The sequence below is a fragment of the Sphaerisporangium sp. NBC_01403 genome, assembly GCF_045040145.1.
GTDB classification, from domain to species: Bacteria; Actinomycetota; Actinomycetes; order Streptosporangiales; family Streptosporangiaceae; genus Sphaerisporangium; species Sphaerisporangium viridialbum.
This window is the reverse complement of record NZ_CP109534.1, coordinates 1048772-1063090: the sequence shown is the minus strand read 5'-3', so window position 1 is coordinate 1063090 and position 14319 is coordinate 1048772. Positions and strand designations below refer to the sequence as shown.

Sequence of the window (14319 nt, the reverse complement as noted above, 5' to 3'; positions counted from 1 at the left end):
CATCAGGGGCCCGCCCGTCCACCGGGTGGGCCCCTCGTCATGTCCGGGTCGCCCTAGGCGTCGCGCTCCGGGTCCAGGGGCGTCAGGAGGTCCTGGAGCTCCTCGAACAGGCCCGGGGGCGCGCACACCGTCATGCCGGGGTTGTACGGCCGGCCGCCGAGGCCGCCGATCACCGCCCCCGCCTCGGCCGCGATCAGGCCGCCCGCCGCGAAGTCCCAGTACTCCGGGCCCCGCTCGTAGTAGCCGTCCACCCGCCCAGCCGCCACCGAGCAGAGATCGGACGCGCAGGACCCGCCCCTGCGGATGTCGCGCACCTTCGGCAGCACGTGGGTGAGCACCTCCGCCTGCACGGCCCGCCGTCCGGGCTGGTAGCCGAAGCCGGTGGCGATCAGGGCCTGCGACAGGGGCACCGCGGCGTTGCAGCGCAGCGGCATGGCCGGGAGGCCTTCCCTGAGCAGTTCCGCCCCGCCGCCCTTCTCCGCGGCGAACAGCTCGCCGCGCGGCACCACGTTGACCACGCCCGCGACGACCTCGCCGTCGACCTCCACGGCGATGCTCACCGCCCAGTCGGGCAGGCCGTACATGAAGTTGACGGTGCCGTCGATGGGATCGACGATCCAGCGGACGCGGCCCTCTCCGGTCACCTCGCCTCCGGTCTCGCCGCCCTCCTCGCCGAGGATCGCGTCGCCGGGCCTGGCGGCCCTGACGCGGCTCCTGATCAGTTCCTCGGAAGCCCGGTCCAGCGCGGTCACCACGTCGGTCCGGCTGGACTTGGTCTCCACCGCCTCCGGGCGCGCCGGGCGCTTGGCGACCAGCATCTCGCCCGCCTCGCGGGCGATGCCCACCGCCAGGTCCAGAAAGCCCGTCATGCCACCGACTCCGGGCGCTTCCACTGCTCGCCGAGGACGTGCTGCGCCAGGAAGGCCAGGACCGTCTCGTACCAGGCGATCACATTGCCCGGCTTGAGGATCCAGTGGTTCTCGTCGGGGAAGTACAGGAACTTGGACTCGACCGACGATCTCCGCAGGTCCCACCAGAGCCGCAGGGCCTCGCCGATCGGCACGCGGTAGTCCTTGTCGCCGTGGATGACGAGCATCGGCGTCCTGATCTCGTCGAGCGAGTGGTGGGGCGACAGCAGCCGGTAGCGGTCGGAACCCGGGGCCCCGAACTCCCGCTGCCAGTAGAGCGCCGAGTCGGTGGTGCCGGCGAACTGGTCGAGGTTCCACAGGGACGCGTGGGTGACGACCGCGCGGAACCGGTCGGTGTGCCCTGCGACCCAGTTGGCCATGTAACCGCCGAACGAGCCGCCCATGACGCCCGTGCGCCCGGCGTCGATGTCGGGCCTGGCCACGCACGCGTCGGTGATCGCCATCAGGTCGGCGTGCGTGCGGGGGCCCCAGTCGCCCCAGCCGCGCTGGATCATCTGCTGCCCGTAGCCGGTGGACAGGCACGGGTCCGGCATGAGGACGGCGTAGCCGTGCTCCGCCATGATCCACGGGTTCCACCGCCACGACCAGTCGGTCCAGCTCGCGAGCGGCCCGCCGTGGATCCACAGCAGCAGCGGGGCCGGGTTGCCCGCCGAGGCGCCGGGGGGCAGCACGAGCCAGCCCCTGATCTCCACTCCGTCGTCGGCGACCGTGGACACCTCGGTGAGCGTCCCCGGGATCTCCACCGCGGGCGCGGGCGAGGGCAGCTCGGTGATCTCCCCGCTTTCGAGGGCGATACGCACGGGGACGGCGGGGCCCGCGACCGAGCTGCGCAGCGCGTACAGGTAGCGGCCGTCGGGCGAGGGGCAGGGCTCGATGAAGGCGTCGTCGCCCGGCGTCAGCCGTACCAGGTCGCCCGTGAGGCCCACCTGGAAGATCGGGCGGCGGCCTCGGTCGTCGGCCACTACGTACACCGACCGCGAGTCGGCCGCCCACACGGTGGCCGACGGGGCGAGATCGGCGGTGAGCGCGGACCCCTCACCGGTGGCGAGGTCGGCGATCCACAGCGCGAACTCGACGGCCCGCTCCTCGGTGGCGTGCAGCTCGCGCCAGCAGGCGACCTTGGAACCGTCCGGGGAGATCTCCATCGGGCCGGAGAAGTCGTGCACGCCGGAGGAGGCGAGGACGCGCCGCTCCCCGGTCGCGGCGTCGATCGCCACCAGATCGGTACGCGACCGCCCGGCGGGCAGCGGCACCGTCCACGTGGTGACGACGGTCGAGCCGTCGGGGGTGACCGCGAACGACGCCTCGGTCAGGGCGCCACCCGGCTCGGGGGTGAGGTCGCGGGGCTCGGCGAGACCGGGGAGAGCGGCGGCGAACAGCCGCGTCTGGCCCGGACCGAGATCGTGGTCCCAGTAGCGGATCGGGTATCCCTCGTGGAGGATCGCGCTGGTCCCGCTCTCCTTCCTGGACTTGCGCCGGTCCGCCTCGGTGGCCGCGTCTCCGGCGAGCACGTCGGCGGCGAAGACGACCGTGTCGCCGCCCACTTCGAGCCCTCCGACGCCTCCGGGTCTCTCGGCCAGCTTGCGGGCCTCGCCGCCCCTGGCCGGAAGCACCCACAGCGCGGGGACCTCGTCCTCGGGCTGGTCCTTGACCGCCGGGTCGGGGCGCCGCGACACGAACAGCAGGTCGCCGTCCGGGGCGAACCGCGCGCCGGTCTCCCCCTTGGCCGAGCGGGTCAGGCGGTGCGCCTCGCCTCCGGGCTCGGTGGGCACCTCCCAGATCGAGGTGCCGTACGACTTCCCGTCGGGGTTGAGCGACTGGACGACGGAGACCAGTCGGGACCCGTCCGGAGAGAGGCGCAGCGACAACAGGCGCGGCACACCGACATATTCGCGAATGTCCTTAAAGAGGCTCACTTCTCCGAACCTACCCCCACCCGCTCGCCCGCCCCCAGAGCCCGCCGTCCCTGGGATGCGGTTGGATGGTGGCATGGCACGTTACGACGCGTTGCTGGTCGTCTCCTTCGGCGGCCCCGAGAAGCCCGAAGACGTGATGCCGTTCCTGGAAAACGTCGTCCGCGGCAGGGGCGTGCCCCGTGAGCGCCTGCTCGAGGTCGAGGCCCACTACCAGGGCGTCGGCGGGGTGAGCCCGATCAATCAGCAGTGCCGCGACCTGATCACGGCCCTGCGGCCCGAGGTCGACATCCCGATCTACTGGGGCAACCGCAACTGGCATCCCTTCCTGGCGGACACGCTGCGGAAGATGGCGGCCGACGGCGTCACGCGGGCGGCGGCGTTCATCACCGCGGCCTACAGCTCCTATTCGAGCTGCCGTCAGTATCTCGACGACATCGCCCAGGCCCGCGCGGAGGTGCCCGGCGCGCCCGAGATCGTACGGCTGCGTCACTACTTCGACCATCCCGGCTTCATCGCCGCCATGGCCGACCACACCCGCGAGGCGCTCGACGGGCTCCCCGAGGAGCACCGCGACCAGGCCCGGCTGGTGTTCACCGCCCACAGCATCCCGACGTCCATGGCCGCCTCCTCCGGGCCGTCCGGCGGGGCATACGAGGCCCAGCTCCGCACCGCCGCCGCGCTGGTGGCGGGCGACCGGCCGTGGGATCTGGTGTGGCAGAGCCGCAGCGGGCCGCCGCAGGTCCCGTGGTTGGAGCCCGACGTGTGCGACCACCTGGCGGCGCTGCGCGCCTCGGGCACGCGGGCGGTGGTGCTGGTGCCCATCGGGTTCGTCTCCGACCACATGGAGGTCGTCTACGACCTCGACACCGAGGCCGCGGGCGTCGCGCGCGAGCTGGGCCTGCACCTCACCCGGGCCGCCACAGCGGGCACCCATCCGCGGTTCGTGTCCATGGTGCGCGAGCTGCTCGACGAGCCGGAGCCGCTGCTGCCCTGCGCCGCCGCCACCTGCTGCCCCGCGCCCCGCCGCCGCCCTCAGGCGTAGGCGCGGGCGTAGGAATCGGCGATGCCGAGCACCTTGTTCACGTAGTCCCACGAGTGGTTGTAGCGGTAGACCGCCGAGCGGAGCTTCGCCCCGCCGAGGCCGCCGCCGTTGGCGCACAGGTAGCGAGCGGCGGACGGCACCGCGTCGTACGGGCTCCAGATGTCGGCCTTGCCGTCCCCGTCGCCATCGACCCCATATGCCTTCCAGGTGGCGGGCATGAACTGCATCGGGCCGAGCGCGCCCGCCGACGAGGGGCCGTTGTTGCGCCCGTGGCCGCTCTCGACCTGCCCGATCGCGGCGAGCACGGTCCACGAGAGGCCGGGGCAGACGCCCGCGGAGAGCTTGTAGAGGTCGAGGTAGCTGCCGGGCCGTCCGACCAGTGAGGTGCCCGGCCGCCCGGCCACCGGGGGCAGGGTCGTGTCAGGCCGGGCCGCCGGCGGGGGCGAGGTCACCGCGCGGCGCGCGCCGATCACCACGACCTGCGCGCCCGGGCCCAGCAGCCGCTTGATCCGGGAGCCCACAGAGGCGGCCTTGCTCGCGGGGGTGTGGACGAGGACGGCCACGCCGGGCACCAGGCCGAGCCCCCGGCCGACCTCCTTGGTGACCAGCCCGTCGACGCCCGGGAGGCCGAACGGCGCGGACGCGGCGACACGGAGCCGGGAGCCGCCGCCCGCCTCGTACTCGCCGCCGAGCTGCAGCCTGTAGTGCCCGGCCGTCTTGGACTCGGCGATGAACTCGCCGCGCGCAAGCGCGTCCCACACCTCGGGCTCGCCCGCGATGGCCTTCGGCGCCCACGGGCGGTACTCGGCCGGGTCGACGGCGAGGAGGTTCAGCGTGGCGGCGGAGAAGCGGACCGCTCCCCCGTCGGCCACGGCCACCTTCGTCACGTCCTTCAGCGCGGCGATCTCCCGCAGGGTCGCCTCACCGACCTGCTCGCGCGCGACGGCGATCAGCCGGGGCGGCGTGGGCGCGACGGGGCCGTCCGCACCGGGGGAGGGCGCCTGGGACGGGGAGGGGGACGGCGCCGAGGCGAGCACCGGGAAGGGGGACACCGGCGCGGTGAGGTCACGGACGTCCGAGAGGGGTGTGCCCGCCGCCTCGGGAGCGTCTGCGGCCGGCTGGTGGAGGATCAGGAACGCGCTGCCGGCCACCGAGCCGAGGGCGGTGAGGATGGCGAGCCCCGCCATGACGGCGCGCGGCGGCACGAGCCGGGGACGATGGGACACTAGACCCACGTTAAACCCACGAATCCTGTTTCGTGTACGTTGCCGAAAAATCACTTGCCGCATCCGCGAATGGTGCGCAAGGGTACAAAGGGACTGTTCGACGCGCACCGGGGGTGCGCGAAAGGGGCGAGATCGTGGTCGGGCCGTATCGAGGGCTCTTCAGCATGCCCGGCACCAAAGGCTTCGTCATCGCCGGTTTCGTCGGGCGTATGCCGATGTCGATGCTCGGGATCGGCATCGTCCTTCTCATCTCGGCCCTCACCGGCTCGTACGCGACCGCCGGAGCGATCTCGGCGACCGTCGCCGTGGCCTACGCGGTCGCCGCCCCGCTGTCGGGACGGCTGGTGGACAGGTTGGGCCAGTCAAGAGTACTCATCCCGTTCGTCGTCCTGCACGGCGCCGCGCTGGTCACGATGATGCTCTGCGCCCAGTACGGGGCCCCCATGTGGACGCTGTTCGCCTCGGGCGTTGTGGTCGGCGGGGCCGCCACCTCGCTCGGCTCGATGGTCCGCGCCCGCTGGTCCCACCTGCTGGGCGGGTCGGCCCGGCTCCACACGGCGTTCTCCTTCGAGTCCGTGGCGGACGAGGTGATCTTCGTCGCTGGGCCGGCGCTGGTGACCGGGCTCACGACCATGGTCAACCTCTACGCCGGGCTGATCCTCGCGCTGGTCTGCACGATCATCGGCACCGTGGCCTTCGCGCTCCAGCGGCGGACCGAGCCGCCCGCGCGGCCGGGCGCGTCGCAGTCGGGCAGCCCCATCACGATCCCGGGCGTCGCGCTGCTGTCCTGCGTGTTCCTGGCGATGGGCGCGGTGTTCGGCTCGGTCGACCTGATCACGGTGGCGTTCGCCGAGGACAACGGCGCCAAGGCCGCCTCGGGCCTGCTGCTCGGGTCCTTCGCCGCCGGCAGCATGGTCTCCGGCCTCTGGTACGGCTTCCGCCAGTGGCGGATCTCGCTGCGCCACCGCTTCGTGCGGGGCCTCGGGGTGTTCGCCGTCGGGCTGACCCCGATCCTGCTCATCGGCGACACGCGGATCATGGCCGTCGCCCTGTTCTTCGCCGGTCTGGCCATCTCGCCGACGATCATCACGGGCTACGCGCTGATCGAGCGGCTGGTGCCCTCGCACCTGCTGACCGAGGGGATGTCCTGGATCTCGACCGCCGTCGGGTTCGGCGTGGCGATCGGCGCGTGGGCCGGGGGGCGGCTCACCGACTCGTTCGGGGCGTCCAACTCCTACGCGTTCTCCTTCGTGGCCGCGCTGCTCGCGGTGGGCATCGGCGTGGGCGGCAACACCCTGCTCCGCACTCCCGAGATCGGCCCGGCGGACGCCCGTTCATCGGCGGCGTGATCCGGCTTACATGAGCTTTGTTCACGTCTGGCCAGACGCGCGGTTCATGATTATCGTGCTCCACCATGAACGCCGTCTTCCGGAACTGGGCGGGCAACCAGTCCATCACCCCCGCCGAGGTACGCGCCCCTTCCTCGGCCGAGGAGGTGGCGCGAGCCGTACGCGACGCCGCCGCTCGCGGGCTGCGGGTGCGCATGGCGGGCACCGGGCACTCCTTCACCGGGGTGGCCCTCACCGATGGCATCCTGCTGCGGCCGGAGGCGCTGACCGGCGTACAGGAGGCGGGTGAGGGCCGGGTGCGGGTCGCGGCGGGCACGCCGCTGCGCGTGCTCAACGAGGAGCTGGACCGGCGCGGGCTGGCGCTCGCCAACATGGGCGACATCACCGACCAGACCGTGGCGGGCGCGATCCAGACCGGCACCCACGGCACCGGCCGGGAGATCGGCGGGCTCGCCGACCAGGTCACCGAGCTGGAGATGGTGCTCGCCGACGGGTCGCTCGTCACGGTGTCGGAGGGCGACCTGTTCGACGCCGCCCGGGTCGGCCTCGGCGCCCTCGGGATCCTCACGGCGGTGACCTTCAGGGTCGAACCGTCGTTCCTGCTGCGCAACGTCAGGCGGCCGATGACGCTCAGCGAGATCCTGTCCTCGCTGGACGAGATCACGGGCGAGAACGAGCACCTGGACTTCTTCTGGCTGCCGCACACCGACACCTGCCTGACCAAGCGCAACAACCGGTCGCCCGGCCCCGCCGCGCCGCCGGGGGCCTTCAGGCACTGGCTGGACGACGTCTTCCTGGAGAACACCCTCTTCGGCGCCCTGTGCGAGGTCGGGCGGCGGTTCCCCGGGGCCATCCCCCGGCTGAACGGCATCTCCGCGAAGGCGCTCACCTCGTCCGCCCACACCGACAAGGCGTACAAGGTCTTCACCAGCGTGCGGAACGTGCGGTTCCTGGAGATGGAGTACGCCATCCCGCGCGAGCGCCTGGGCCAGGCGCTGCGCGAGACGCGCGACCTGCTCGAACTGCGGGACTGGCGGATCACGTTCCCGATCGAGGTGCGGGTCACCCCGGCGAGCGACGCCTGGCTGTCCACCGCGTACGGCAGGGACTCCGCCTACATCGCCTGCCACGTCTACCGGCCCACGCCGAACCCGGCCTACTTCGAGGGGGTCGAGGAGATCATGACCCGCCTCTCCGGACGGCCGCACTGGGGGAAGCTGCACACGCGCGACGCGGCCTACCTGTCGACCGTCTACCCCCGCTTCGGTGACTTCGTGGCGCTGCGCGACGAGCTGGACCCTCGGCGCCTGTTCTCCAACGACTACCTGGACGTGGTGCTGGGCTGAGCGGTGCCGCCCTGCACGTCCCCCTGGTCCCCTGTGCCCGAGTCCTGGGTCGGCATCACGCTTCCCTCGGGCGACGCCGAGGACGACGGGACGGACGGCTGCCCGGTCTCCGCCGTGGTGGGCTCCTGTGACGTGCTCGCGCTCCGCTCCGAGGAGGGGCTTGAGCCGGAGACGCCGGCCGAGGTCGAGGGCGTGGGAGCGATCGGTTCCGGCTCGTCCACCCGCCCGCCCCAGCTCGTCCCCGATCCGCTCTGCCCGTGGACGGTGGCGGCCAGGGGCTTGCCGCTGAGCAGCTCGAACGCCAGGATCCCGCCCATGCTCAGCGCGAAGGTGGCGACGGTCGCGACCACCAACGTGGCCCAGAGCGGGCCCGGCGAGCCCTCGCGCCTCAACGGGGGCGCCTGCGCCACGGCCGCGTCCACCGGAGCGGTGTCGCCGACGGTGGGCGGCAGCTCCGAGGGGCCGTGGTCGCGCACCGTGGCGTGGACCGCCGTGGCCAGCCCGTCCTCACCCGGGCGGGCGAGGGCCGCCTCCTCCGCCTCTTCCTCCAGCGCCTGCCCCTCCAGTTGCCCGGTGATCAGCCCGTGGGCCTCCTTGAGCCGGTCGCGGGTCCGCTTGAGGTAGTGCGTGTAGACGGTGTTCCCGACCGTGGTCGCCGCGCTCGCCACGGCGGCGCCGATGATCGTTCCCGTGACTCCGAGGAACGACGCCGCGACGGCCGCCGTGGCCGCCGCGAGGGCGCTGCCCGCGATCTGCGGAGCGCTGAGGTCCAAGCCTTCCTTGCCGCCCATCCCTGAGATCAGTCCCTTCCGGCAGTGGCGGTGTTCCGGCACGTTCTGGGCGCGTCCCGCATCCCCCCTGCCGCAGGGGACCGGACGCCGCCGCATGACCTCTATCCGGGATGTGGGGGTATGAACATCTTTTACGGTTTCCACCGGTCGGAGGCGTTCACCGGCGCGGCCGTACCGCGACGGAGATCATTTTTGGACGCCGCCCGCTTCCCCGGCCCCCTCGGCGGGCACCGTCGCGATGTCGCAGGTCCGGGCCTTTCTCATGCCTCTTGGCCGAAGTCGAAGGCGGCGACGGGCGCGATTCGCGAGAATCCGTGCAGGACGCCTAACCCGTTTGCTGCATATCGAGCAGCCGATAGATAGGGTGAAAGCGACATATATAACCGCCTCTCATCGCTTCCCGTGCCTCTGAGGAAGGCGATGTTCGGACATGCCGGGTACGGTGCTGGCAGGTAACCGGCTCACGCGAGAGACTCAAGGGTCCGGGGGAAGATTGAGCACGACGACGAAGGGACTCGCATGCAGGAGCTCCGACTCGTCGCGGTGAGCGAGGACGGAACATACCTTGTGCTGGCCACGGCCGGCAGGGGTACACGGTTCACGCTTCCCGTCGACGAACGGCTCCGAGCGGCGGTCCGCGGCAACTTCTCCCGTCTCGGCCAGTACGAGATCGAAGTGGAGAGTCCGTTGCGCCCCAAGGAGATCCAGGCCCGCATCCGTGCGGGGGAGACCGCGGAGGAGATCGCCGCCACCGCAGGCATCCCCGTGGAGCGTGTCCGCTGGTTCGAGGGACCCGTCCTGCAGGAACGCGAGTACACCGCGCAACAGGCGCAGCGTGTCGCCGTGCGCCTGCCCGGGGAGTCCACTCCGGGGCCGACCCTCGGTGAGCTGGTGGCCGAGCGGCTGAGCCGCCGCGGCGTCCCCAGCGACGAGATCGACTGGGACTCCTGCAAGCGCGACGACGGCCTGTGGCGCATCAAGCTGGGCTTCGTGTGGAACGGTCACACGCGCAGCGCCGAGTGGCTGTTCGACCTCAGGCGCCGCCACGTCACGCCGTACGACGACGAGGCCATGCGCCTGTCCGCGGCCGAGTACGTCGAGCCCGCCGAGAGCGGTACTGTGACGCCGTTCGTGCCCCGGCTCGCCGCCAAGCTCGCCCCCGTCCCGGCGATCCCCGTCGAGGCGCCCGCGACCCTGCCCGGCGTCGTGCGGCACGACCACGCCGCCCGCACCCACCCCGAGCCCGTACGGCCCGACCTCCCGGACCTCCGCGACCTCCCGGACCACGCCGCGGAGCGCGGCCTACCGGAACGAGGCCTGCCTGAGCGAGGCCGCCCCGAACCGGCCGAGCCCGCGGCCTTCCGCCAGGACCCGCCCCCTCGCCACGAGCCCGGCTTCCGCCGCGAGCCCTCCTCCCACCACGAGGCCGAGCCCCGTCGTGAGCTTGCGTCCCACCACGAGCCCGGCTTCCGCCGCGATCCCTCCTCGCACCAGGAGCATGAGTCCCGTCGTGAGTCCGCCTCGCACCACGAGGCCGACTTCCGCCATGAGTCCGCCACCCACCACGAGGCCGACTTCCGCCGCGAGTCCGCCTCCCAGCGCGAGCCTGAGTCCCGGCACGAGCCCGCGTCCTACTCTGAGCCCGCGGCCCGCCATGAGCCGGCGCCGCTCCGCGCGGCCGAGCCCGCCGCGGCCCTCAGGCCCGCATCCGAGTCCTCGCAGGGTCCGGCCCCCAGGCCCGTGACCGAGCGCGCGCCCCGGCCCACCTTCGAGCCCGCCGTCCAGCAGTCCTACGAACGCCACCCCCAGCCCACCTTCGAGCCCGCGGCCCACCACTCGCAGGACCGGGCGTCCCACTCCCCCGAGCCCGGAACCCGCCAGTCCCCCGAGCCGGCGGCTCAGTGGTCTCCCGAGCCGGCGACCTACCACTCCGCCGAGCCCGCGGCTCCTCACACCGCCGAGCCGAGTGCGCCCGGCCACTTCGAACCCGCCGCCCGGCAGCCCGCCGAGACCCCGGCACCGCAGGCCACCACACCGCGCGCGGCCGAACCCGCCGCGCCGGGCGTCACCGAGCCGGGTGCCGATCCGGACGAGGCGGCCCTGGGGGCTGCCACGAGCGAGGTGGCCGACGCCGGGCGCACGACCACACGGTCGGCACCGCCGAGCGCGGCCGAGGCGCGAAAGCCCGAGCCCGGCAACGCACCGGCACCGGCGGCCCAGGTCGCGGCGGCTCCCGCCTCTGAGGTGGAGGCCGTGAAGGCCCCCGCCGCGGAGGCACAGGTCACGCGGCCACCGGCCGCCGAGACCACGGCTCAGGACGCCAAGCCCTCTACTCAGGACGCCAAGCCCACGGCTCAGGACGTCGAGGCCTCGACTCCGGACGTCAAGGCCGCGACTCCGGACGTCGTGCCCTCGGCTCGGGCGACCGAGCCAGAGCCCAAGGTCGCGTCGGCTCCGGCCGGTGAGCCCGCCGCCCACGTCCAGTCCACCGGGGAGGGCGAGCCGGGCGCCCAGGCCGCGTCCGCTGCCGGGACCGAGGTCGAGCAGCCCGCCGCCGAGACCACACGGCCCGCCCCCGAGGTCACCCGACCAGATGCCGAGGCCGTACAGCAAGATCCCCAGGCCGCACGACCCGTCGCCCAGACCACACGGCCCGGTCCCGAGGCCGCGCGGCCGTCGGCCGGCGATGAAGCCGCCGAAAGCTCGAACGCGCCCGCTCCGGAGAAGACGCGAGCCGGCCAGGCCTCCCCGGAAAGGAAGGCGGGACGGCCGGTGCCGGTGCCACCCGCCGCACGTCCCGCCGCGGCCTCTTCTCCCAAGAAGGCTCCGGCCGCCGCCAAGAAGGCCGAGGAGACCGAAGAGGCGCCGGTCGCCGTGCCCGCCGCCCGCACCAGCGGCGAGACCGCCGACCGTCCCGCCGCCGCCGCGTCCGCCGAGCCCGAGAAGGCGGACCAGCCTGAGAAGCCCGAGAAGGAAGTCAAGGCCGCCGAGCCGCCGGCCGTTCCTCCGCAGGCGCCCAAGCCGGCCCGGCCGGCGCGCAAGGGGGGCCGTGGCCGCCGCGCCTCGGTCCCGACCTGGGACGAGATCATGTTCGGAGCCCGCCGCCAGGACTAGCACGCACGCTGTGACCGGATGCCGCCGCCAGAGCCGGTACCCGAAGCCTGACCAGATGCCCGCCGCCAGGACGAGCACCACGGCCTGACCAGATGCCCACCGCCAGGACGAGCATCAGGGCCTGGCTGGATGCTCCTGGGGTACAGGCACCCGACCCGAAACGCGGTCCGCGTGATCGTCCCTGCCCGACCCGGCACCGGACGATCACGCGGACTCTCCGGCCTCATCCGCTGGCAGGGCCGCCCGTCAGGAGGCGGTCGACGCCTTGGAGAGGGCGTGCCCGCTGATCCGCCTCACCGACGCCGAACGTGAGGGCGTGCTCGGCCTTCTCGGGCAGACGCTGCCCGACTCCCAGGGCGCGGCCACCTCTCGATGAACGTGCCCAGGGCCCGTCAGTGGCCGGTGGTGAAGGGGGCGAGCCACTCGGGGGTCACCTCGGCGGCGAAGCGGACGCCCTGTTCCTCGCCGGTGTCGATCGCGGCGTAACCGCCGCTGCCCGCGCCGACCCCCGCGATCACGGTGAGCACCCTCGATCGCCGCTGGAACCACGTCTGGCGCACCGTCCAGCCCACCACGGCCCGGCGCTCCACCACCGCCTGCGACCGGGGCAGGGAGCCCGACCGGACCGACAGGCGCGCGCCGTCGTAGGCGTGACCGAGGGAGCGGTAACGGTCGAGCCCGAGCGGGACGCCGATCGCGGCCACGACCAGCGCGAGCGCTCCGATCCAGACCCAGCCGAGCAGGAAGGCGGCCACCGCGACGGCGACCCCCGGGGCGACGGCGCGGAAGAGCCGCCTCTGCAGCGCCTTCGGCGGATGCCGCCGCAGCTCGGCACCGAACGGGCCGATCGCGTCGGCGGCGACCTTCATGGCGAAGTCCCTCGGCACGACGGGCAGCAACTGACCTCTCGTCCGCGAGTCTCCGAGGCCGGTGACGATCGCCCACAGCCGCGCGACCCGGGCCCGGCGCTCCAGGAGGCCCTGGGCGATCTCGTAGCCCCGGATCCTGCGGTGTTCGAGTGCCACGCTGCGCCGGGTGACCAGCCCGCGCTCGGCGACCAGGGAGGAGTCGCGGCGGCGGAGCGTGAAGTTCCAGTTGAAGACGGCGTACATCACGCCGCCCGCGACGGGCATGGCCATCACCAGCAGGAGCCCGGCCAGGACCAGCAGGATCGGCCGGTTCCACAGCCACTCGCCCAGGGTGATGGCGACGCGCTCGCTGAGGCCGAACTCGCTGCCCCACTGGAATGCCAGGCCGATGGCACCGCCCAGCAGGGCGAACGGCGTGAGCAGGAACGCGCCGGACAGCGGCCCGTACAGGAGCCATTGCCAGGGCACCCGTACGTACACCCGCTCGTGCACGGCGGTGGGGGTGGCGGTGCGCGTGAGGGACGACTCGGGCCCGGCTCCCGCCGTCTCGGCGTGGTCCTCGTGACGGGCGTCGCGGCTGCGCCGGAGGAGGACCCGCCGCAGCCGCTCGGCCTCGGGGAGCGGTACGCCGTCCAGCTCGCCCTCCTGCTTGGCGCCGCCGCTCGCTCCCGTGTCGACGCGGATGACGGCGAGGTTGAACAGCCGATGCAGGGGCGGCGTCGTCACGTCCACGCCCCTGACGCGTTCGAGGGGGATGGTCCTGACCGAACGGCTGACGAGCGACCGGGTCAGCTCCAGCCGGTCGCCCACGATCTGGTAGGTGAACGTGGCCCAGCGCACGGCGGCGTACCCGACCGAGCCCACGAGCCCCAGCATCGCCCAGACGAACGACGAGGGCGAGAAGCCGCCCACGAAGAGCACACCCGCCAGGGGCAGGAACAGCGAGGGCAGCATGCGCACCGGGTCGATGAGGAGCACGAGCGGGCTGAGCCGCGACGGCGGAACCGCCATCGCACCGCTCCCCCACACCCCGGGCGGCCCTCCGCCCGGTCCGCCGGGAGCGCCGGACTCCTCGGTCATGTCGCGTCGTCCCTGAGCTCGTGGGCCCGGTGTGCGAGGTCTTCCGCCAGGCGGGCCGCCACGCCGACGTCCAAGCCCTTAATAGAGGACGATCCGGCGTACGAGGCCGTGCGGATCTCGACCGTGGCGAGGCCGAGGAGGCGCTCGAACCAGCCCTGCTCCTTGTCGACCGTCTGGATGCGGCTGACGGGGATGAAGACCCACTGCCGGCTCAGCCACCCCGACCGCGCGTAGACGACGTCTCCCGACAGCTCCCACCTGTGGACGGCGTAGCGCCACAGCGGCTCGATGACCACGAACGGGAGCTCCACGACGGCTATCACCCCCGGCAGCCACCAGATGTTCCCCGAGAGCCAGGAGGGCACCCACGACCAGCCGGACCCGGCGATCCAGGAGGCCGCCAGGGCCGATCCTCCGACGAGCAGGAGGAAACCGATCAGCGCCTCCAGCAGCCACAGGGTGATCGCGCGACGGGATACCCGGTGGGCGGGGTCACGCAGGGGAGCAGGCACGCCACCAGCCTAACTAGATCGCCACCCCCGGGAGCACCGCGACCGTCCCCGGCCCGGCTCCGCCTCGACCGGTATGTCGCCTCGGAGGTGCCCGGGTACCTCGGCCTTCACGCATCATTGAAGTGCGGGCGCCTTCGCAGGCCCG

General features: G+C 73.0%; 10 protein-coding genes. 4 read left to right on the top strand and 6 right to left on the bottom strand.

Annotated elements, in window-relative coordinates; translation table 11 throughout:
• Positions 1–53: 53 nt before the first annotated feature.
• Together OG589_RS04515 and OG589_RS04510 are read right to left on the bottom strand one after the other, a co-directional pair.
• The gene (locus OG589_RS04515; protein WP_405146421.1) at positions 54–869 is read right to left on the bottom strand and encodes an inositol monophosphatase family protein; all 816 of its coding nucleotides are present in this window, start codon (positions 867–869) and stop codon (positions 54–56) included.
• Positions 866–2845: a S9 family peptidase gene (locus OG589_RS04510; RefSeq protein WP_405146420.1), complete on the bottom strand. Its 1980-nt coding sequence runs from the start codon at positions 2843–2845 to the stop codon at positions 866–868. Before OG589_RS04510 ends, OG589_RS04515 begins: the two co-directional genes overlap by 4 nt.
• 73 nt (positions 2846–2918) lie before the next feature.
• Between OG589_RS04510 and OG589_RS04505 the strand changes: the two genes are divergently transcribed.
• On the top strand, positions 2919–3887 hold the full coding sequence (locus tag OG589_RS04505; protein WP_405146419.1) for a ferrochelatase: 969 nt from the start codon (positions 2919–2921) through the stop codon (positions 3885–3887).
• Here OG589_RS04505 and OG589_RS04500 read toward each other — a convergent pair.
• Positions 3878–5113: a lytic transglycosylase domain-containing protein gene (locus OG589_RS04500; protein ID WP_405146418.1), complete on the bottom strand. Its 1236-nt coding sequence runs from the start codon at positions 5111–5113 to the stop codon at positions 3878–3880. The two genes, OG589_RS04505 and OG589_RS04500, sit on opposite strands and share 10 nt — an antisense overlap.
• 164 nt (positions 5114–5277) lie before the next feature.
• On the opposite strand from OG589_RS04500, the gene OG589_RS04495 reads away from it, so the two are divergent.
• Together OG589_RS04495 and OG589_RS04490 are read left to right on the top strand one after the other, a co-directional pair.
• Entirely contained in the window at positions 5278–6462 is a 1185-nt protein-coding gene (locus OG589_RS04495; protein WP_405146417.1) for an MFS transporter, read from the top strand.
• A 65-nt stretch (positions 6463–6527) separates the two neighbouring features.
• Positions 6528–7808, top strand: a complete 1281-nt coding sequence (locus OG589_RS04490) for a D-arabinono-1,4-lactone oxidase (protein ID WP_405146415.1) — start codon at positions 6528–6530, stop codon at positions 7806–7808.
• Here the strand turns inward: OG589_RS04490 and OG589_RS04485 are convergent.
• Positions 7784–8581, bottom strand: coding sequence for a hypothetical protein (locus OG589_RS04485; RefSeq protein ID WP_405146413.1), 798 nt, complete (start codon positions 8579–8581; stop codon positions 7784–7786). The two genes, OG589_RS04490 and OG589_RS04485, sit on opposite strands and share 25 nt — an antisense overlap.
• Before the next feature lie 537 nt (positions 8582–9118).
• Between OG589_RS04485 and sepH the strand changes: the two genes are divergently transcribed.
• Positions 9119–11713, top strand: coding sequence for a septation protein SepH (sepH, locus tag OG589_RS04480; RefSeq protein WP_405146411.1), 2595 nt, complete (start codon positions 9119–9121; stop codon positions 11711–11713).
• A 392-nt stretch (positions 11714–12105) separates the two neighbouring features.
• Here sepH and OG589_RS04475 read toward each other — a convergent pair whose 3' ends face one another.
• Both OG589_RS04475 and OG589_RS04470 read right to left on the bottom strand, forming a co-directional pair.
• Complete coding sequence (locus tag OG589_RS04475) at positions 12106–13593, bottom strand: PH domain-containing protein (RefSeq protein ID WP_405146410.1); 1488 nt, start codon at positions 13591–13593, stop codon at positions 12106–12108.
• A 65-nt stretch (positions 13594–13658) separates the two neighbouring features.
• A complete protein-coding gene (locus tag OG589_RS04470) occupies positions 13659–14174 on the bottom strand; it encodes a PH domain-containing protein (protein WP_405146408.1) in 516 nt (171 codons plus the stop codon).
• Between the last annotated feature and the right edge of the window lie 145 nt (positions 14175–14319).

Excerpts from the sequence above, each read along its gene's own strand:
- OG589_RS04515 (WP_405146421.1), bottom strand. The coding sequence starts at position 869 with ATGACGGGCTTTCTGGACCTGGCGGTGGGCATCGCCCGCGAGGCGGGC.
- OG589_RS04505 (WP_405146419.1), top strand. The coding sequence starts at position 2,919 with ATGGCACGTTACGACGCGTTGCTGGTCGTCTCCTTCGGCGGCCCCGAG.
- OG589_RS04495 (WP_405146417.1), top strand. The coding sequence starts at position 5,278 with ATGCCCGGCACCAAAGGCTTCGTCATCGCCGGTTTCGTCGGGCGTATG.
- OG589_RS04490 (WP_405146415.1), top strand. The coding sequence starts at position 6,528 with ATGAACGCCGTCTTCCGGAACTGGGCGGGCAACCAGTCCATCACCCCC.
- sepH (WP_405146411.1), top strand. The coding sequence starts at position 9,119 with ATGCAGGAGCTCCGACTCGTCGCGGTGAGCGAGGACGGAACATACCTT.
- OG589_RS04475 (WP_405146410.1), bottom strand. The coding sequence starts at position 13,593 with ATGGCGGTTCCGCCGTCGCGGCTCAGCCCGCTCGTGCTCCTCATCGAC.